The sequence below is a fragment of the Luminiphilus sp. nBUS_07 genome (assembly GCF_051201685.1).
GTDB lineage: Bacteria > Pseudomonadota > Gammaproteobacteria > Pseudomonadales > Halieaceae > Luminiphilus.
Window position 1 is genome coordinate 2,653,240 of record NZ_CP179213.1, and the last position, 16,933, is coordinate 2,670,172.

Annotated in this window: 22 protein-coding genes; 13 read left to right on the forward strand and 9 right to left on the reverse strand. The window is 52.9% G+C overall.

The features are described 5' to 3' along the window. Positions 1 to 177: 177 nt before the first annotated feature. From rpsI to zapE, 3 genes are all read right to left on the reverse strand, one after another. Positions 178 to 570 (reverse strand): 30S ribosomal protein S9, encoded by a 393-nt coding sequence (gene rpsI / locus ACMAZB_RS11830; protein ID WP_435212096.1) that lies wholly within the window; start codon positions 568 to 570, stop codon positions 178 to 180. 11 nt (positions 571 to 581) lie between these two features. Further along, on the reverse strand, positions 582 to 1,010 hold the full coding sequence (gene rplM / locus ACMAZB_RS11835) for a 50S ribosomal protein L13 (RefSeq protein ID WP_435212098.1): 429 nt from the start codon (positions 1,008 to 1,010) through the stop codon (positions 582 to 584). A 123-nt stretch (positions 1,011 to 1,133) separates the two neighbouring features. Then, the gene (gene zapE / locus ACMAZB_RS11840; protein WP_435217420.1) at positions 1,134 to 2,237 is read right to left on the reverse strand and encodes a cell division protein ZapE; all 1,104 of its coding nucleotides are present in this window, start codon (positions 2,235 to 2,237) and stop codon (positions 1,134 to 1,136) included. 93 nt (positions 2,238 to 2,330) lie between these two features. Between zapE and ACMAZB_RS11845 the strand changes: the two genes are divergently transcribed. Then, positions 2,331 to 2,825, forward strand: a complete 495-nt coding sequence (locus ACMAZB_RS11845) for a YhcB family protein (RefSeq protein ID WP_435212102.1) — start codon at positions 2,331 to 2,333, stop codon at positions 2,823 to 2,825. Positions 2,826 to 2,827: 2 nt separating this feature from the next. On the opposite strand, the gene ACMAZB_RS11850 is transcribed toward ACMAZB_RS11845, so the two are convergent. Next, complete coding sequence (locus tag ACMAZB_RS11850; RefSeq protein WP_435217422.1) at positions 2,828 to 3,583, reverse strand: Nif3-like dinuclear metal center hexameric protein; 756 nt, start codon at positions 3,581 to 3,583, stop codon at positions 2,828 to 2,830. A gap of 85 nt (positions 3,584 to 3,668) precedes the next feature. Here ACMAZB_RS11850 and ACMAZB_RS11855 point away from each other — a divergent pair, with 85 nt between their 5' ends. Next, on the forward strand, positions 3,669 to 4,772 hold the full coding sequence (locus ACMAZB_RS11855; protein ID WP_435217424.1) for a S1C family serine protease: 1,104 nt from the start codon (positions 3,669 to 3,671) through the stop codon (positions 4,770 to 4,772). Here ACMAZB_RS11855 and hisD read toward each other — a convergent pair. Genes hisD through ACMAZB_RS11880 form a run of 5 tightly spaced genes read right to left on the reverse strand, consistent with a single transcriptional unit; the run spans position 4,769 to position 8,964 of the window. Next, on the reverse strand, positions 4,769 to 6,082 hold the full coding sequence (gene hisD / locus ACMAZB_RS11860; RefSeq protein ID WP_435217426.1) for a histidinol dehydrogenase: 1,314 nt from the start codon (positions 6,080 to 6,082) through the stop codon (positions 4,769 to 4,771). The genes ACMAZB_RS11855 and hisD overlap by 4 nt on opposite strands. Beyond that, positions 6,079 to 6,723, reverse strand: a complete 645-nt coding sequence (gene hisG / locus ACMAZB_RS11865) for an ATP phosphoribosyltransferase (protein ID WP_435217428.1) — start codon at positions 6,721 to 6,723, stop codon at positions 6,079 to 6,081. Before hisG ends, hisD begins: the two co-directional genes overlap by 4 nt. Positions 6,724 to 6,746: 23 nt before the next feature. Further along, complete coding sequence (murA, locus tag ACMAZB_RS11870; protein ID WP_435212111.1) at positions 6,747 to 8,009, reverse strand: UDP-N-acetylglucosamine 1-carboxyvinyltransferase; 1,263 nt, start codon at positions 8,007 to 8,009, stop codon at positions 6,747 to 6,749. Between the two features lie 9 nt (positions 8,010 to 8,018). Next, positions 8,019 to 8,252, reverse strand: a complete 234-nt coding sequence (locus tag ACMAZB_RS11875; RefSeq protein ID WP_435212113.1) for a BolA family protein — start codon at positions 8,250 to 8,252, stop codon at positions 8,019 to 8,021. 1 nt (position 8,253) lies between these two features. Continuing rightward, a complete protein-coding gene (locus tag ACMAZB_RS11880) occupies positions 8,254 to 8,964 on the reverse strand; it encodes an MlaC/ttg2D family ABC transporter substrate-binding protein (RefSeq protein ID WP_435217430.1) in 711 nt (236 codons plus the stop codon). A gap of 160 nt (positions 8,965 to 9,124) precedes the next feature. On the opposite strand from ACMAZB_RS11880, the gene ACMAZB_RS11885 reads away from it, so the two are divergent. The 11 genes from ACMAZB_RS11885 to ACMAZB_RS11935 all read left to right on the forward strand — a co-directional run bounded on the left by ACMAZB_RS11885 (position 9,125) and on the right by ACMAZB_RS11935 (position 16,914). After that, positions 9,125 to 10,090, forward strand: coding sequence for a calcium/sodium antiporter (locus tag ACMAZB_RS11885; RefSeq protein ID WP_435217432.1), 966 nt, complete (start codon positions 9,125 to 9,127; stop codon positions 10,088 to 10,090). Positions 10,091 to 10,095: 5 nt separating this feature from the next. Further along, a complete protein-coding gene (locus tag ACMAZB_RS11890; protein ID WP_435217434.1) occupies positions 10,096 to 11,067 on the forward strand; it encodes a KpsF/GutQ family sugar-phosphate isomerase in 972 nt (323 codons plus the stop codon). Further along, positions 11,067 to 11,591 (forward strand): KdsC family phosphatase, encoded by a 525-nt coding sequence (locus ACMAZB_RS11895; protein ID WP_435217436.1) that lies wholly within the window; start codon positions 11,067 to 11,069, stop codon positions 11,589 to 11,591. The genes ACMAZB_RS11890 and ACMAZB_RS11895 overlap by 1 nt, the downstream gene beginning before the upstream one ends. Beyond that, positions 11,588 to 12,130, forward strand: a complete 543-nt coding sequence (gene lptC, locus ACMAZB_RS11900; RefSeq protein ID WP_435217438.1) for an LPS export ABC transporter periplasmic protein LptC — start codon at positions 11,588 to 11,590, stop codon at positions 12,128 to 12,130. The genes ACMAZB_RS11895 and lptC overlap by 4 nt, the downstream gene beginning before the upstream one ends. Then, a complete protein-coding gene (gene lptA, locus ACMAZB_RS11905) occupies positions 12,120 to 12,665 on the forward strand; it encodes a lipopolysaccharide transport periplasmic protein LptA (RefSeq protein WP_435217440.1) in 546 nt (181 codons plus the stop codon). The genes lptC and lptA overlap by 11 nt, the downstream gene beginning before the upstream one ends. A gap of 2 nt (positions 12,666 to 12,667) precedes the next feature. After that, the gene (gene lptB, locus ACMAZB_RS11910) at positions 12,668 to 13,396 is read left to right on the forward strand and encodes an LPS export ABC transporter ATP-binding protein (RefSeq protein ID WP_435217442.1); all 729 of its coding nucleotides are present in this window, start codon (positions 12,668 to 12,670) and stop codon (positions 13,394 to 13,396) included. Positions 13,397 to 13,556: 160 nt separating this feature from the next. After that, positions 13,557 to 14,984 (forward strand): RNA polymerase factor sigma-54, encoded by a 1,428-nt coding sequence (locus ACMAZB_RS11915; RefSeq protein ID WP_435217444.1) that lies wholly within the window; start codon positions 13,557 to 13,559, stop codon positions 14,982 to 14,984. Between the two features lie 40 nt (positions 14,985 to 15,024). Then, positions 15,025 to 15,312, forward strand: a complete 288-nt coding sequence (gene hpf / locus ACMAZB_RS11920) for a ribosome hibernation-promoting factor, HPF/YfiA family (RefSeq protein WP_435217446.1) — start codon at positions 15,025 to 15,027, stop codon at positions 15,310 to 15,312. Positions 15,313 to 15,315: 3 nt separating this feature from the next. Continuing rightward, positions 15,316 to 15,777: a PTS sugar transporter subunit IIA gene (locus ACMAZB_RS11925; RefSeq protein ID WP_435217448.1), complete on the forward strand. Its 462-nt coding sequence runs from the start codon at positions 15,316 to 15,318 to the stop codon at positions 15,775 to 15,777. Position 15,778: 1 nt separating this feature from the next. Continuing rightward, positions 15,779 to 16,648, forward strand: coding sequence for an RNase adapter RapZ (gene rapZ, locus ACMAZB_RS11930; RefSeq protein ID WP_435217450.1), 870 nt, complete (start codon positions 15,779 to 15,781; stop codon positions 16,646 to 16,648). Continuing rightward, positions 16,645 to 16,914, forward strand: coding sequence for an HPr family phosphocarrier protein (locus ACMAZB_RS11935; protein WP_435217452.1), 270 nt, complete (start codon positions 16,645 to 16,647; stop codon positions 16,912 to 16,914). The genes rapZ and ACMAZB_RS11935 overlap by 4 nt, the downstream gene beginning before the upstream one ends. The last annotated feature ends 19 nt before the right edge of the window (positions 16,915 to 16,933 follow it).

A 16,933-nucleotide genomic window follows, 5' to 3' on the forward strand; every position in this document is an offset into this window, starting at 1 on the left:
GTGGCGCTAGTAGAGACATGGAATTTCTTGCGCGGGAATGTTAGTGCTCTGCTGAGTGCGCGGCAAGCGACGGCACCGCATAACTGCATTCCGAATTTAATTACGTAGACAAATAAGCGACAGATTTACGCCGGAATCTACCCCAAAAAACCTCTCTATAGAGGTTCTTGGCCAATTTTAGCGCTTGGAGAACTGAGGACGACGACGCGCCTTCCGCAAACCCACTTTCTTCCGCTCGACTTCCCGTGCGTCTCGAGTCACAAAACCCTCTGCGCGCAGTGCGCCTCGCAACGACTCATCGTAATCCATGAGTGCTCGGGTGAGGCCATGCCTAATAGCCCCCGCCTGACCAAAACTGCCGCCGCCGCTTACGGTGACATAGGCGTCAAAGCGGTCATTGAGCTGGGTCAACTCCAGAGGTTGACGCACGATCATTCGTGCGACCTCACGGCCAAAATATTCATCGATCGTGCGACCGTTGATTTGGATGTTGCCGGTACCCGTGCGAAGGAATACTCGCGCGGTCGAGGTTTTGCGTCGGCCTGTGCCGTAATACTGTGCCGTAGACATACTAATTTCCTCTAAAGCGCCAGGGCTTGTGGTTGCTGAGCGACGTGCGGATGCTCAGAGCCCGAGTAGACTTTGAGTTTGCGGAACATGGCGCGCCCCAGTGGGTTTTTGGGCAACATGCCCTTTACAGCCCGCTGGAGTACACGCTCTGGAGCGCGGTCAATCAGCTTTTCAAAGCTGTAGGACTTGATACCACCCGGGTAGCCTGAGTGATGATGGTACATTTTATCGGTCTGCTTATTACCCGTTACTTTGATCTTCTCGCAGTTTACAACCACGATGTAATCACCCATGTCCATGTGGGGAGTAAATTCAGGCTTATGCTTACCGCGCAAACGGTGTGCAATTTCAGTGGCAAGACGTCCAAGCGTCTTGTCCTCTGCGTCGACAACAAACCAGTCGTGCTGCACATCGCTAGCTTTGGCGCTGTATGTTTTCATTTGTGACGCCTCAAGGGGCAAATTCAAGGGAGCGCGGATGATACTGGACGGTGGCCACGCTTTCAAGCAGTTATTAGTCGATTCAATTGCTACTAACTCCCGAAATAAGTCCAACCGAGCCCATTACGGCTTGTGCTCCCGAGCCAGATACTCTCGAGACTGCATTTCCTGCAGCCTGGACAGGGTCCTACGGAATTCAAAAGCCAGCAAATTACCGTCATAAAGCGACTCAGCCGCGGTTTCGGCAGTGACGATGAGCTTTACCCCACGATCGTAAAACTCATCCACCATATTCACAAAACGTCTCGCAACATCCTCTTGATGGCTGCGCATCACCTCGATTCCCGGCACCAAAACCGTGTGAAAAATCCGGGCGAGCTCTATAAAGTCGCTGGAACTCCTAGGCTGGTGGCAAAGCTCATGAAAATCAATGATGGCCATACCCTCGACCATTGCCCGAGTTGTAATGCTGCGGTTGTTAATCTCAAGGATCACCGACGTTGGAGCCATGCCGACAGCTAAGGCCTCGAAGTCCCCCGTCAACGCCAATTCAGACTCAACATTAAGCGGCGTGTGCCATAACTCCACCTGCTCGAGAGTGCGTAACCGGTAATCGACTCCCGAATCCACATTGACAACGTCGGTGTAAGTTTCGATGAGCTTAATAGCAGGCAAGAACCTCGCCCTCTGCAGTCCATCTTTGTACAGGTCACAGGGCTCAATATTTGAAGTGGCCACCAGTGTCACCCCGCGCTGAAAAAGGGCCGTCATCAGTCCAGCCAAAATCATGGCGTCAGCAATATCACTCACGAAGAACTCGTCAAAACAAATCACTCGGGCCTCAGATGCAATCCCAGCAGCCACTCGCTCTAACGGGTTTTTTTCCCCGGCAAGGACTGTGAGCTCTTGGTGAACACGCTGCATAAAGCGATGAAAATGCACCCTTAGCTTGGCATCAAACGGCAAGCTCTCATAAAAAACATCAACAAGGTAAGTTTTACCGCGCCCGACGCCGCCCCAAAAATACAAACCCTGCTCGGGGGTACTTTTTTCACCAAAAACCCGACGCAATCGCGCAGCAACCCCGCGCGGCTTGGCTTCCTGTGCAATAAGGCGATCATAAAGCCCCTGAAGCTTATCAACGGCCTGTGCCTGAGCCAGATCGGGCTGAAACCCAGGTTTGGCAAGGTCTTGTTCGTAGCGCTGCTTCGGTGAAAAGTGCTGCATGGTACGGTAGGAACCCTGTAAAGTTATGTGTCGCGACGGAAGCGTTGTACACTAGCACCTACTTACGTATCGACAGGCGAAATGGAGTTTTTTATGCCGTCCGGAGTCATACTCATCGCGACAGCGCTACTAGGAGTCGGCGTCGGCCTAGCTTGTGGCTGGTTGTTGGGCATACGCAAAAAGAGCAAGCGCGACGTTATTATAGACCTAGAGGCGCGCTTAGAGCGCGCTCTTGAGAGTCGCGCAGACTATGAATCCGACGTTGCTGAGCATTTTGCCAAGACCGCGCGTCTGCTGGGCCGAATGACCGAAGACTACCGGGAAGTTTATACCCACCTAGCCGCCGGGGCGGACAGTCTGTGCGATGGCGACATAGAAATACCCAACGCAAGCACGCTCCTTGGAGCAAACGCTGGCAGTCAGGAAATACCCAGTAACTTGGTCGATGTATTGCCCCCCCTCGATTACGCCCCAAGGAAGAGCCCCAGTGAAAAAGGGCAGCTGTCTGAAACCTTTGGACTTGATAAGCCAGCCAGCGAGGAGATTGACCGTCTCATGGAGCCCGATCGAATAGATCGCTCTGCTTAACTTTACGCAGGATTGTCGTCGTCGACAAATTGGTGCTCCACACCCAGTTCTTGGCTAAGCCAGTGACCTACGCTTTGCACGCCAAAACGTTCAGTAGCGTGATGGCCCGCGGCTATGAAACCGACATCTCGCTCTCGGGCAATATGAATCGTTTGCTCTGACACTTCACCGGTCACGAAAAGATCAGCGCCGGCATCAGCGGCTTGGTCGATATAGCCTTGGCCCCCGCCCGTGCACCACGCAATCCGCTGAACCGGACGATTGCCCTCTGACAGTAACGGACGCCCAAGCTGTTTTGATAAGCGCTCAGCAACCGTGTTCAGCGGCGTCTGCATGGGCAACTCACCAAAAAAAACAGGTATCGTCGGTTCCTGAGGTGACAATGGTGCAAATTGGGCCACGCCCAAGGCCCTCCCCAATCCCGCGTTATTGCCCAACTCGGGGTGACAGTCCAAGGGCAAGTGATAAGCGAACAAATTAATTCCCGCTTGCATTAATGTGCGCACCCGGCGCCCCTTCATACCCACCAAACAAGGGTCTTCAGACCGCCAGAAATATCCATGATGCACAAGTATCGCATCGGCTTCGAGGGCAACGGCCGCGTCAAGTAAGGCCTGACTTGCTGTGACGCCAGAAACTACGGTTTCAATCTTTTCTCGACCTTCTACCTGCAATCCGTTGGGCGCAAAATCCTTAAAACGCTGGGGCTCTAGTAGTGCGTCTAGCGCTACCCGCATTTCCTGCCGCGATGTTCCCATGAAAACTCCCGTCAAATGATTCGATATCAAACAAGATAACCGGCCCAGTCTGTTTTACAATCATCGTGATGCGAGGAATAAAACAGTGAGAGAGTTTTTATCGAGCCTTTTTTGGCCGACATTAACAGGGATACTAGCGGCAGCCATTATTTTAGACCAATGGGTTTTACCGGAACCTATGGGGCGAGATCGCAATCAGGTCCGAACCAGCTACAGTGACGCCGTTGCCTTGGCGACACCTTCGGTCGTCAATATTTATACCGCCAAGCTGGTTGATTCAGGCCGCAACCAACGTTTGAACGACCCGCTGCTACGCCGCTTTCTAGGCAATTCAGGGCGCCGCCAGCAGGTCGAACGCTCGCTGGGATCGGGAGTTATCCTCACCCCCGAGGGACACATAATTACCAATGACCATGTCATTGCAGATGCCGATGCCATTCAGGTGCTGCTCCACGACGGGCGATCAGCAACGGCAACGGTCATAGGTGCTGATCCCGCCACTGATCTCGCCGTACTCCAAATTGATCTTCCGGGGTTGACCCCCATCACCCTAGCCAACTCTAATGATGCCAAGGTTGGTGATGTAGTCCTTGCGATTGGCAACCCCTATGGCTTTGGTCACTCTGTCAGTCAGGGAATTATTTCTGGATTAAGTCGCTACGGACTTCAAGCGTCAGACTACGAGGACTACATCCAAACCGACGCCAGCAGTCTGCTAGGCAGCTCTGGCGGCGCTTTGATCGATGCATCCGGAAAACTATTGGGCATCAACACCCTTATTTATACCGCTAGCGGCGACGGCGCTGATCATGCCGCCATTGGGATTAATCTGGCGACTCCGGTCAATTTGGCGAACTTTGTCATGAAAGACCTAGTGAACTACGGCACGGTCGTGCGCGGGTGGCTGGGCGTTAGTGTAGAGCTGCTGCAGACCCAAGAAACCAGCGTGCAGCAGCAAGTATTAATGATTTCTGGACTCGCTGAAGATGGCCCAGCTGCACGTGCTGGATTGCGATTGGGAGACGTCATTAATGCTATTAATGGCAACACAGTGAACGATGGGCGAATTACTATGCATCAAATCGCCCGCCTTAGACCCGGGGAGGTCGTTGACATTGAGGTTGCCCGGGGTCGTGAGCGGTCACTGGTTCAGCTGCAAGCGGTTGTTGGAACTCGACCCGAGGGCTAAGCCTCGGGGTTTGATAAGCGCAACTCCGCGCTGCGGGCGTGAGCCTCGAGGGACTCACCTCGTGCGAGCACCGAGGCAACTTCGGCTAACGCCATCGCGCCGTCTGTGGAACAGTGAATAATCGAGCTGCGTTTTTGGAAATCGTACACACCTAAGGGCGAGGAGAATCGCGCAGTGCTGGAAGTCGGCAGCACATGATTGGGGCCCGCGCAATAATCACCGAGGGACTCACAGCTTAATTGACCCACAAAGATAGCGCCCGCAACGGTTAATTCCGAGACTCGCGCCTCCGCATCTTCAAAAGCCAGCTGTAAATGTTCAGGCGCTAACCTGTTGCTCAACGCAATCGCTTCGTCAAGGTTATCCACTTTAATCAACGCACCGCGATTCGCTAACGCAGCACGGATAATATTCTCACGCGCCATAGTGCCCAAAAGTTCTTCCATGGCTGCTTCCACAGCATCGAGATACGCACTATCTGGACAAATCAGAATCGCTTGCGCCTGTTCATCATGTTCAGCTTGGGAGAACAAATCCATGGCCATCCATGTTGCGGGGGCGGTGCCATCCGCAATAATGAGAACTTCTGAGGGCCCTGCCACCATGTCGATTCCAACGACACCGAAAACCTGCCGCTTGGCCTCAGCCACATACCGGTTACCGGGGCCCACAATTTTATCGACACCTGGCACTGTTTCGGTCCCAAAGGCCAAAGCCGCAATGGCCTGAGCCCCCCCAGCTGTAAAAATACGATCGACACCCGCTAAAGCGGCCGCAGCCAGCACCAGCGGGTTTATCACACCGAGAGGCGCAGGGACCATCATGACAACTTCAGCAACCCCCGCAACCTTTGCCGGAATAGCGTTCATCAAAACCGACGATGGATAACTTGCTTTACCGCCGGGAACGTAAATACCTACTCTGGCCATGGGAGTCACTTGTTGGCCTAGGCGATTACCCAACGCATCTTCGAAGGACCAGCTCTCACCCACTTGGTGCTGGTGGTAATCACGAATTCTCTCCGCCGCAGTCTCTAGGGCCCCTCGAGTCTCTGTATCTAGAGCATCCAATGCCGCTTGCATCTGTGGCGGCTCAACCAACAAATCAGTGATTGACACGCCCGGATGTTGATCAAGCTCTTGCGTCAGCTCAAGTAACGCCGCGTCACCTCCTTCACGAACAGCCGCAACGATGGTTGCCACGCGACTCGTCAGCTCACTGTCACGTTCATCATGCCGGGCTGTCAATGCTGTCAGATCTGCCTGAAACGAATCGGAAGCAGCATCAAATCGGCGCAAGAGATTGCTCATGCGGACCCATCCTGGCCTACAGCTTGCGCGAGGGCCTCAATCACTTCTTGGATCAACTGATGGCGCGTTCGCATAGCGGCTTTGTTGACTACCAACCGAGTACTGACGTCGGCAATATGTTCAAGGGGCGTCATACCATTGGCACGCAACGTATTTCCTGTATCAACGATGTCGACGATCTCGTCCGCGAGATCCATGAGTGGCGCCAACTCCATGGCTCCATAGAGTTTAATGATGTCCGCCTGAATGCCTTTGCTGGAGTAATACTGCTTGGCGATATTGACGAACTTACTGGCCACACGAATCCGTGTCCTAGCGGTTTCTTTCCCCGAAAATCCAGCCGTCATTAAGCGACAGCGAGCGATCCCTAGGTCTAGCGGTTCGTAAAGACCGTCCGCACCAAATTCGAGCAGCATATCTTTGCCCACCACACCGACATCAGCGGCGCCATGACGCACGTAGGTCGGCACGTCGGAGCCACGCAGGATAACCAGCCGCACTTGGGAATGCTGGGTGTCGAAAATAAGCTTACGGCTACTTTCAATATCTTCAACAGGTGAAAGGCCAGCGGCCTGCAGCAGCGGCAATGTCTGCTGCAAAATTCGCCCCTTGGTGAGTGCAATCGTTAATTTTTGTGTCATGACCGTTCCGAGACGCCTTGAATTTAACCGGGCTGACGCCGAATATCTGCGCCCAAGGATTGTAATTTCTCCTCGATACACTCGTAGCCGCGATCGATGTGATAGATGCGATCAACTCTGGTTTGTCCCTCGGCAACGAGCCCTGCAATGACCAGGCTTGCTGATGCACGCAGATCTGACGCCATAACCGGAGCACCCTTGAGACACTGCTGACCGACAATGAGTGCGGTGTTGCCTTCGATACTGATCTTAGCCCCCATTCGGTTCATTTCATGAGTTTGTATCAAGCGGTTTTCAAAGACGGTTTCCGTTACCCGCCCCACACCTTCTGCAACCGTATTGAGTGCCGTAAACTGAGCCTGCATATCGGTGGGAAAACCCGGGTAAGGTGCCGTGGTAATGGCAACGGCTTTGGGCTTACGCCCCTGCATATCGAGCTCGATCCAATCATCTCCAGTTCGAATAGTGGCCGAGGCCTCGCGAAGCTTTTCCAACACAATATCAAGATGATGGGGTATGGCCCCTTCGAGCCGAACCTTACCTCCCGTCGCAGCGACGGCGACCAAATAAGTGCCAGCTTCGATCCGGTCAGACATGACGGTGTAGTCAGCGCCATGCAGTGCGGCCATACCGTCAATCTCCAAGGTTGATGTCCCTATGCCCGAGATCTGGGCCCCCATTGCGCACAGACACTGGGCCAAGTCGACAACCTCGGGCTCCCGGGCGGCATTGCGCAGCACGGTTTTGCCCTCCGCCAAGGTTGCCGCCATCAACAGGTTTTCAGTTCCACCCACCGTTACTGTCTCTAGCGTGATGTCAGCGCCCTTGAGGCGCCCGGCGCTCCGCGCCTTGATGTAACCCCCTTCAACACAGATCTCGGCACCCATCGCCTCGAGACCTTTAAGGTGGAGGTCCACCGGGCGAGACCCAATGGCACAACCTCCAGGAAACGAGACCTCCGCCTCGCCAAAACGCGCGAGCAACGGCCCCAAGACCAAAATGGAAGCCCGCATGGTCTTTACTAACTCGTAAGGCGCCTGCAAGGTGTTAATGGTACTGCCGTCTACTTCAATGCCAAGCTTCTCATCAATCATGAGATCAGCACCTAGGCTGCCAAGCAACTCAACCATGGTGGTAATGTCGTGCAGGTGCGGCAGGTTTCTGATGGTTGTTTTGGCATCGGTTAATAACGTTGCCGCTAGTATCGGCAACGCGGCATTTTTTGCGCCAGAAACTCTCAGCTGACCAGACAGCGTCCGACCGCCTTTTATGAGCAAATTATCCACGCCCTATGCTCAACCCGCCGCTTCAGCAGGGGTCATAGCGCGAATGTTTACCGCGTGCATGTGGCCTGCAGCGATAGCCGATGCGAGCGGCGCGTAAACACGCTGCTGCCTTGCGACCGAACGGACTCCAGCAAAAGCCTCAGAAATTACGCTTACCGTGTAGTGTCCGCCGGCTAACTCAACGTCTACTTCGGACTCTGGGAATGCCGCCAACACTAAATCTCGCACTTCACTGACGTCCACATTATTTCTCCGTTGAGGGGGATTTCACTCGATTGTCATCCCAATTTTCGATTACTGAGCCCACATTACCGTCTGCCTCGAGCACTGCAGCCTCAAACTGGCCCCGGTATATCTCGCCCAAATTGATATTTTCAATAATCAGGTTGCGAAGCTTCCAACTTCCATCACGGTACTGCCCCATCTGGTACTTAACCGTGTAAATTTTGCCATCATCACCAAAAACTCTCTGAGTGACAGACGCAACCCGCGTACTGCCTGGCGCCATATCCACTTCACCAAGCTCTACCCGGGAACCCCCAAAGGCAAGTAAGCCCCGGCTGTAGGTATTGACCATGCCGGCGCGCAGTACGTCGGTAAATTCCTCCAGCTGTGCTCGCAACTGGTTTTTACCTACCTCATCCAAGCTTTTGTAGCGATCCTTGCTGGCATAGCGTCCCATGACACCTCGAGCGAAACCGCGAAAGTCTACGACGCGATCAAGCTCCTCCCCGACCGCACTGGTGTATCGCTCTGGGTCAGTATCAAAATACTCGGGCGCCTCTCTTGCAAGCGTCATGATGTTGTCGGTCGCCGCTGCAACCACCTCGCGCGGGCCTGATTTCGCGGTATCGTCCTGAGCAACTGCTAGATTGGCAAAGACGAGATGCGTGCAAATTACAAAAGCTGTTACCAAACCTTTCATAGTGCTGCCGAAGAGTGCACTGTTGACCATCAAGGCCTCCGTCGTTCTTGATCATTAGGATACAATACGTTGTTGTCCCTCGGTGAACGGGGACACACCGCAGTGCGCAGCATCATAACCGATCTGCGTGCTTTGCGTATGAGATACCTGTACCCCGGGTGCGTCACCCCGTGCCACATGAAGGAGCTGTATGCTTTTAAATTTTGTTGCCCTTGCCGCAGGGGTCGCCACCCTCGTTTGGAGCGCCGAATTGTTTATTCGCGGCGCAGCCGCAATCGCCCAGCGCGTGGGAATGCCACCCTTAATCATTGGTATGACAATCGTATCGTTGGGAACCTCAGCCCCTGAAATCCTTGTGTCTGCCACGGCAGCCGCCGCGGGAGCTGGAGGATTGGCCGTGGGCAACGCTCTGGGCTCGAATATAGCCAATGTTGGATTAGTATTAGGCGTCACCTTGATCATTTCACCCATTTTAGTGGGTAGAACCACTGCGTTTGTCGATTTACCGCTGTTACTTGCCATCACCATTTTATGTGGCTGGTTACTTCAAGACGGCAACTTGACGGCTTTCGATGCGTCAATACTATTCGCCACCTTACTTTTATACCTCGTTCGCATCGCCTTGCATCTGCGCAAACCAGGTATCAATGACGACACTTCGCAAGTTGAAGAACTACCCCTGACCCGAGCGACAGGCGCTTTTTTTCTCGGCCTTGCCGTTCTTATCATGAGCTCCCGAGTTTTAGTGTGGGGGGCAGTAAATATCGCTGAGGGATTTGGCGTGTCGGAGCTCGTGATAGGCCTGACTATTGTCGCACTGGGCACCAGCCTGCCCGAGTTGGCCGCTTCGATAGTAAGCGCAGTGAAAGGACATGCCGATATTGCGATTGGCGCTGTCGTGGGATCCAATATGTTCAACTTGCTCATTGTTCTCGCGCTACCCGGGTTCTTCTCAACACTGAGTTTGTCTGTTGCTGATTTACAACGAGACTTAGGGACTGTTTTCGCGACAACCGCCGGACTTGCAGTGCTCACATGGTTGGGCTGGCGCAGTGGAAAAAACCATGCACACCTGGGACGCCTGGCTGGCTGCTTGTTCCTGAGCTCTTATGTGGTTTACTGCCTGTGGCTTTACTATGACGTTCAAAAGGTTTAACGACGATGCTGAATGATGAGGCACTGCTAAATTCGGGCCGACGCACACTACAGCTTGAAGGACAAGCCGTTGGGCAGCTGGCCGACCGGCTGAGCATGTCCTTCGCCGCTGCGTGCCGACTGGTACTCGATACACAAGGTAGGGTTATTGTTACTGGCATGGGGAAGTCAGGGCATATTGCTCACAAAATTGCAGCGACCTTAGCCAGCACAGGAACCCCCGCGTTTTTTGTACACCCGGGGGAAGCCTCCCACGGTGATATGGGCATGATAACGCAGCGTGATACCGTGCTGGCCTTGTCCAATAGCGGCACAACGCCGGAAATTTTAACCTTATTGCCTCTCCTCAAGCGGCTTGGGGTAAAGCTCATTAGCATGACCGGGCAGTCGGAATCAGCACTTGCCGCAGCATCAGACGTCCACATTGATGCAGGTGTAGATACCGAGGCCTGCCCCTTAGATTTAGCCCCAACGTCAAGCACAACGGCTGCCCTTGCCATGGGCGACGCATTAGCAATTGCACTGCTGGAAAGCCGCGGCTTTACCGAGGAGGATTTTGCGTTTTCGCACCCGGGCGGCGCATTAGGAAAGCGGTTGCTTCTTAGCGTGGAAGATCTTATGACCACTGGCAAAGACATGCCCCTGGTGGAACCCACTGCGACCTTGGCAGAAGCTCTTATGGAGATCACAGCAAAGGGACTTGGCATGACCATCGTCGGAGAAAATGGTCACCTCAAAGGTATCTTCACAGACGGAGACTTACGGCGCGCGTTGGAGGAGCAACCCGACATTAACGCCGTGGCTATTACCAAGCTGATGTCTACGGGGGTGAAAACGCTGCCAGCTGGACATCTCGCCGCCGAAGCCATGCATATCATGGAGCAGAATCGTATCTCCTCATTGGTTATTACCGACACACAAGATCAAATCGCTGGGGTTGTTCATCTGATGGCCCTGCTCAAGGCAGGTATCAACTAATGACTCAGCTCAATGCCGTCGCCGCAAAACTCAAATTAATCGCCATGGATGTCGATGGTGTACTGACCACCGGGGCAGTCACCTACGACAGCAACGGCCTCGAGCACAAATCTTTCTGCATCAAAGATGGTTTGGGCATAAAGCTCCTGCAAAAAGCTGGACTCAGAGTCGCGCTGATTACTGGCAGGGCATCGCCCATGGTTGAGCGACGGGCCTCTGAGCTTGGGATAACCGATGTCATTCAAGGCCGTGAGGATAAACTGACCGCCCTGAAAGAAATGACAGCGCTTGTTGGCTGTACGCTGGAGGAAGCTGCCTATATGGGCGACGATCTGCCAGATTTGGCTGCCATCAAGACCGTCGCACACGGTGCCTGCCCGGCTGATGCCGTTGGCGCGGTGCGCGATGCTGCGGACTACGTAACAACAAGTTCAGGCGGCCAAGGGGCCGTACGGGAATGGGCTGAAACCTTGCTTCGAGCGCGAGGAGAGTGGCAGGCCTTGCTAAAGACTTACGACATATGAAGCTCACCTTCTCTTCGCTGTTACTGATGGCAATAGCCGTCTTCTTTTGGATCACACTAGGCCGTGGTGACGAGGTTCTGCCAATACCATCAGTAACCACAAGCTCAATCGCTGATAGTTATCTAGAAGGTGCTGAGCGCTGGAGCTATGACCCGTCTGGGACCCGCATTCAATATCTGACAATTGGTTCGGGTACTACTTACATCAACGACCCCGTCACCTATGCTGAAGATCTGATTTTTTTGAGTGCTGACGATAATGGCAACCGCTGGCAGATGACCGCCGCGAACGGTCAATACCATCCGGGGATAGCAGAGCTTCTTCTCTCTGAGGGAGTGGCAATAAACTTGCTCGAGCGCGATGGAAATATGACAACATCCCGGATCCGTCTTCTGTTAGATGAAAATCGAGCGGTCACCGATGCCAAAGTGCAGCTGACAACATTAAATAGCATCACAACGGGTACCGGGCTCGACATCGATTTAACATCCAGTGAAGCAACATTGCTGAAAGAGGTTGAAACTCGCTATGCGAACTAGAACCATAGCTCTGACACGTTTACTCCTAGTGGTATCGATGAGTTTAGGTGCAGCTGTCAGTCAGGCTTTACCGACTGACCGCGAGCAGCCGATCAGAATTACAGCGGATTCAGCCGTGCGTAATGAGCAAACCGGCGAGACACGTTACGAGGGGGCTGTGGAGTTGACACAGGGCTCTTTGCATATCAAGGCGGATCTGCTGACGCTTCATCAGCATCAGGATTCTGATGGCCTTGTGACTGCAACAGGCACACCCGCGACCCTGAAACAAATCCCTGCAGAAGGTAAAGAGCCCGTTAAAGCGGCGGCCAACCGCATCACCTACGATCAAAAAGGTGACAAAGTAACCCTGACAGAAAATGCTCGAATCGAGCAGGATGGCGCCATTGTTACCGGAGCCACAATTAACTACGTACTGAGTCAGCAACGTGTCACCGCAACAGGCGAAACGTCGGATGGCCAGGGAGCGGGTCAGCGCGTCGAAATGATTATTCCACCCAGCGCTATGGAGCGCCCTAAGAAATCGGACTCCTAGGCATGCAGAAAACATTATCCGCTCGAAACCTTGCCAAGGCATACAAGGGTAGGAAAGTGGTTAAAGACGTCTCTCTGGAAGTCAGGTCCGGAGAAATTATTGGCTTGCTCGGGCCTAACGGTGCCGGCAAAACCACCTGCTTTTATATGATTTTAGGACTGGTTAAGGCTGACGAGGGCCGTATATTCCTTGACGATCAGGACCTGACCCCCCTGCCCATCCATCAGCGTGCACGAGCCGGCATTGGCTATCTGCCACAAGAGGCGTCTATTTTTAGGCGCTTGTCGGTGCGGGACAATTTGCTATCCATTCTTGAAATGCGCAAGGATATCAATCGCGCAGAGCGAAATAAGCTTTGCGATGGCCTGCTTGCTGAATTCAGTATCGGGCACATAGAACATTTACTGGGACAAGCATTATCTGGTGGCGAAAGACGACGCGTTGAAATAGCCCGTGCTTTAGCGCTTGATCCAGCTTTCGTGCTGCTCGATGAGCCCTTCGCTGGGGTCGACCCCATTTCAATCAATGAGATAAAGGGCATCATCAATCAACTCAAAGAGCGGGGTATTGGTGTTCTGATTACAGACCACAACGTACGAGAGACGCTCGATATCTGCGAACGCGCCTACATTGTCGGCGAAGGGTATGTGATTGCGTCGGGAGAGCCCGAAACGGTTCTAGCTGATGAAAAAGTTAAAGCCGTGTACTTGGGTAACGACTTTACCCTGTAAATTGTGATTAGAAAGATAGGTGTTAATCCCTCCCCCGCGCGGGGAATTCAAAGCCAAGCTCAAGCAGAACTAAGCAAGTAATGCGCCAACCGTTGCGATAAACCACAAGGCAGCGCTACACTAAAGGAAGCATCACGATTATTAGCTTCCAAGAGGTGTAATGAAGCAATCACTGCAGTTAAAAATGGGCCAATCGCTGGCGTTGACGCCTCAGCTTCAACAGGCCATTAAGTTATTGCAGCTAAGCACCCTTGATTTGCAGCAAGCCATCGAAGAAACCCTAGAATCAAACCCGCTACTCGAACGGGAAGAAGACGGCGACACGCTGGACGGTGGGCAGGACGGTCAAAGTGAAGTTGACTTCACTGCACAGGTCGCAGGTCCCGATAGCGCAGACGAGCTCCCGGTTGATACTCGCTGGGAAGACCTCATGCCCTCCTCCGCACCGCCGCCCTCACTACCTGACGGTGACATGGGACAGTTTGCAGACCGGGATGCAGAGCCTGAAACCCTGCACGACCAACTGCATTGGCAGTTAAATCTCACCCGGTTCTCAGCAACCGACCATCTAATTGCAACCGCCTTCATAGACGCAGTGGACGCTAACGGTCGTCTAACCCAGACACCGGAAGAAATTCTTGAAGCGCTACGGGACCCTGAACTTGAACTCGATGAGGTGTTAGCTGTCTTACATCGTCTGCAACATTTTGAGCCGACAGGCATCTTCGCCGCTGATTTACGAGAGTGCCTGTTACTCCAGCTACGCCAAATGGACGAGGAAACTCCCCACCGCAATACCGCCGGCGCTATTGCCAATCGTCACCTTGAGAGCATAGCAACTGCCGATCCTCGACAACTGGCACGGCGGCTTAGAACGAGCCCAGATGATGTCATTGGCGCACTGAACCTTATACGTTCATTAGACCCAACACCGGGAACATCAGTTGGTGACAGCACGACGGAGTACATCATTCCCGACGTTTTTGTTATCCGTAAAGATGAACACTGGCGAGTAGAGCTCAATCCAGACATTGCCCCAAAGCTTCGTATCAATGCCATTTACTCTGAGCTATTGGGACAGCCGGGGTCCGCCAGCGATAAGAGTTATGTCCGAGAAAATTTGCAAGAAGCAAAGTTTTTTATGACAAGCTTGCACAATAGAAACGAAACACTTTTGAAAGTGGCCAGTAAAATTGTGGAACACCAAAGAGAGTTTCTCGAGTTGGGCGAGGAGGCGATGAAGCCCCTAATTTTGGCCGATATTGCACAGCAAATCGGCATGCATGAATCCACAGTTTCTCGGGCCACCACACGTAAATACATGCATACCCCAAGGGGGATTTACGAACTTAAATTTTTCTTTTCCAGTCACGTTGCTACAACAGAGGGTGGCGAACGCTCATCTACGGCAATCAAAGCATTGATAAAAAAGCTCGTGCATGGTGAGGACACTAAAAAACCACTAAGTGACAATAAACTTGGTGTGCTGTTAGAAGAACAAGGGATCATTGTTGCAAGAAGAACCGTGGCTAAATATCGAGAGCAACTCAACATACCACCCTCTAACGAGCGGCGGCGATTACTCTAGATTTTAGTATTGAAGTGGTAGTGAGTAGGGAGTGAAAACTATGCAATTGATTGTAAGTGGGCATCACATAGAGGTGACTGAGGGTCTACGCGACCACGTTGCCGCTAAATTCGAAAAACTGCAAAGGCACATAGACCACATTACCAATGTAGAGGTCACACTGGTGGTCGAAAAAGCAAGTCACAAGGCCGAAGCAAATTTGCACATAGCTGGCGCGGATCTGTTTGCCTCCGCCGAGAATGAAGACATGTATTCAGCTATTGATGCCCTTGCCGACAAGCTTGATCGGCAGATCATTAAACACAAGGAAAAGCAGCGAGGCCGTTAGGGGATGAGCTCTCTGGACAATTTGTTAAATCCGCAGCGTGTTCTCTGCCAGCTTCATGCAACCAGCAAGAAACGAGTGCTGGAGCTGGTGGCGCAGCATGTTGCAGATATCGAAGCTTCGCTGGAGGTTGAGCCAGTCTATGCGAGCCTGCTAGAACGTGAACGGTTGGGGTCTACTGCTCTGGGTACGGGTGTTGCAGTACCCCACTGCCGCGTCAACGGCTTGGATAAACCGTTGGGCTGCTTGATCACTTTAGCGTCCCCCATTGACTATGATGCGCCGGACGGAAAACCTGTAGACCTGCTCTTTGTTTTACTGGTTCCGCCAGACGCAACCCAGGAGCATTTGGACCTTCTCGCTGAAGTCGCGCGCAGATTCTCAGATTCTCTTTACTGCGAAGGTTTGCGAAAAGCCTCTAGCTCGGCAAGCCTGCTGCAAACTGCAATTACAGCAAGGGCCGCCTGAATTGGAACTCGTCATTATCAGCGGCAGATCTGGCTCGGGAAAAAGTACCGCGCTGCATCAACTTGAGGATTTGGGATTTTACTGCGTAGACAACCTGCCCGCAGCACTACTCCCCACCCTTACCCTGCAATTAGAGCGGGAGCAGTATCGTTCATTTCGAGGCATTGCCGTTTGTATCGATGTTCGTAACAGTGCTGACGACCTGCAGCAAATCACAAAGGTTATCGAAACTCTCCCTCAGACGATCAACAGTCAAATTATATTCCTTGATGCTAAGCCTGCGGTACTGACCAAGCGATTCAGTGAGACTCGCCGCAGGCATCCGCTGAGCAGTGACCAATACTCATTGCCAGAAGCTATAGCGAAGGAGCACGAGCTACTGAGCAGTCTGTCTCAGGATGCAGACCTCATTATCGATACTAGCGACCTTACGTTGTACGACCTGCGCGCTATGATTTCCACAAGGTTGGGCTCATCGAGCAAACAAGGTTTATCCCTGTTAGTGGAGTCCTTTGGCTTTAAGCGTGGCGTGCCCTCTGATGCCGATCTAGTCTTTGATGCCAGATTACTGCCCAATCCACATTGGGAGAGTCAGTTGCGCCCCCTGACTGGTCAGGACACTGCTGTGGCACAGTTCCTCGAGGGCCACCCGCAGACTCAGGAATTTGTGGATGACATCACAAACCTGCTGCTGCGTTGGCTACCAGCCTATGAAAAATCCCAGCGCACATATATGACAATCGCAATTGGTTGTACCGGTGGGCAGCATCGCTCGGTGTACACTGCAGAAGCGATCTGTCGTGCTCTTAAAGCTGAATATCCACGCGTGCAAATACGTCATCGCGAACTCTCAACCATGGTTACCGCATGATTGAAGACTCGGTTCTCATTATTAATCGACTTGGCCTGCACGCCCGAGCTGCGGCGAAGCTTGTCGACTGCGCCGCCAGCTTCAGCAGCCAAATTACTTTGCAAAAAGACCAACAGGTGGTTGATGCTAAGAGCATTATGTCAGTAATGCTTTTAGCGGCGGGTCAAAACACGACGTTGCAACTTACTATCGACGGTGAAGATGACGTCGCTGCACATCAGGCAATTTTAGATTTGATCAACAACCGTTTTGGCGAGGCCGAGTAAACCACGGCAATAGGTAGGG

Excerpts from the sequence above, each read along its gene's own strand:
- rpsI (WP_435212096.1), bottom strand. The coding sequence starts at position 570 with ATGTCTACGGCACAGTATTACGGCACAGGCCGACGCAAAACCTCGACC.
- rplM (WP_435212098.1), bottom strand. The coding sequence starts at position 1,010 with ATGAAAACATACAGCGCCAAAGCTAGCGATGTGCAGCACGACTGGTTT.
- zapE (WP_435217420.1), bottom strand. The coding sequence starts at position 2,237 with ATGCAGCACTTTTCACCGAAGCAGCGCTACGAACAAGACCTTGCCAAA.
- ACMAZB_RS11845 (WP_435212102.1), top strand. The coding sequence starts at position 2,331 with ATGCCGTCCGGAGTCATACTCATCGCGACAGCGCTACTAGGAGTCGGC.
- ACMAZB_RS11850 (WP_435217422.1), bottom strand. The coding sequence starts at position 3,583 with ATGGGAACATCGCGGCAGGAAATGCGGGTAGCGCTAGACGCACTACTA.
- hisD (WP_435217426.1), bottom strand. The coding sequence starts at position 6,082 with ATGAGCAATCTCTTGCGCCGATTTGATGCTGCTTCCGATTCGTTTCAG.
- hisG (WP_435217428.1), bottom strand. The coding sequence starts at position 6,723 with ATGACACAAAAATTAACGATTGCACTCACCAAGGGGCGAATTTTGCAG.
- ACMAZB_RS11880 (WP_435217430.1), bottom strand. The coding sequence starts at position 8,964 with ATGGTCAACAGTGCACTCTTCGGCAGCACTATGAAAGGTTTGGTAACA.
- ACMAZB_RS11885 (WP_435217432.1), top strand. The coding sequence starts at position 9,125 with ATGCTTTTAAATTTTGTTGCCCTTGCCGCAGGGGTCGCCACCCTCGTT.
- ACMAZB_RS11890 (WP_435217434.1), top strand. The coding sequence starts at position 10,096 with ATGCTGAATGATGAGGCACTGCTAAATTCGGGCCGACGCACACTACAG.
- ACMAZB_RS11895 (WP_435217436.1), top strand. The coding sequence starts at position 11,067 with ATGACTCAGCTCAATGCCGTCGCCGCAAAACTCAAATTAATCGCCATG.
- lptC (WP_435217438.1), top strand. The coding sequence starts at position 11,588 with ATGAAGCTCACCTTCTCTTCGCTGTTACTGATGGCAATAGCCGTCTTC.
- lptA (WP_435217440.1), top strand. The coding sequence starts at position 12,120 with ATGCGAACTAGAACCATAGCTCTGACACGTTTACTCCTAGTGGTATCG.
- lptB (WP_435217442.1), top strand. The coding sequence starts at position 12,668 with ATGCAGAAAACATTATCCGCTCGAAACCTTGCCAAGGCATACAAGGGT.
- ACMAZB_RS11915 (WP_435217444.1), top strand. The coding sequence starts at position 13,557 with ATGAAGCAATCACTGCAGTTAAAAATGGGCCAATCGCTGGCGTTGACG.
- hpf (WP_435217446.1), top strand. The coding sequence starts at position 15,025 with ATGCAATTGATTGTAAGTGGGCATCACATAGAGGTGACTGAGGGTCTA.
- ACMAZB_RS11925 (WP_435217448.1), top strand. The coding sequence starts at position 15,316 with ATGAGCTCTCTGGACAATTTGTTAAATCCGCAGCGTGTTCTCTGCCAG.
- ACMAZB_RS11935 (WP_435217452.1), top strand. The coding sequence starts at position 16,645 with ATGATTGAAGACTCGGTTCTCATTATTAATCGACTTGGCCTGCACGCC.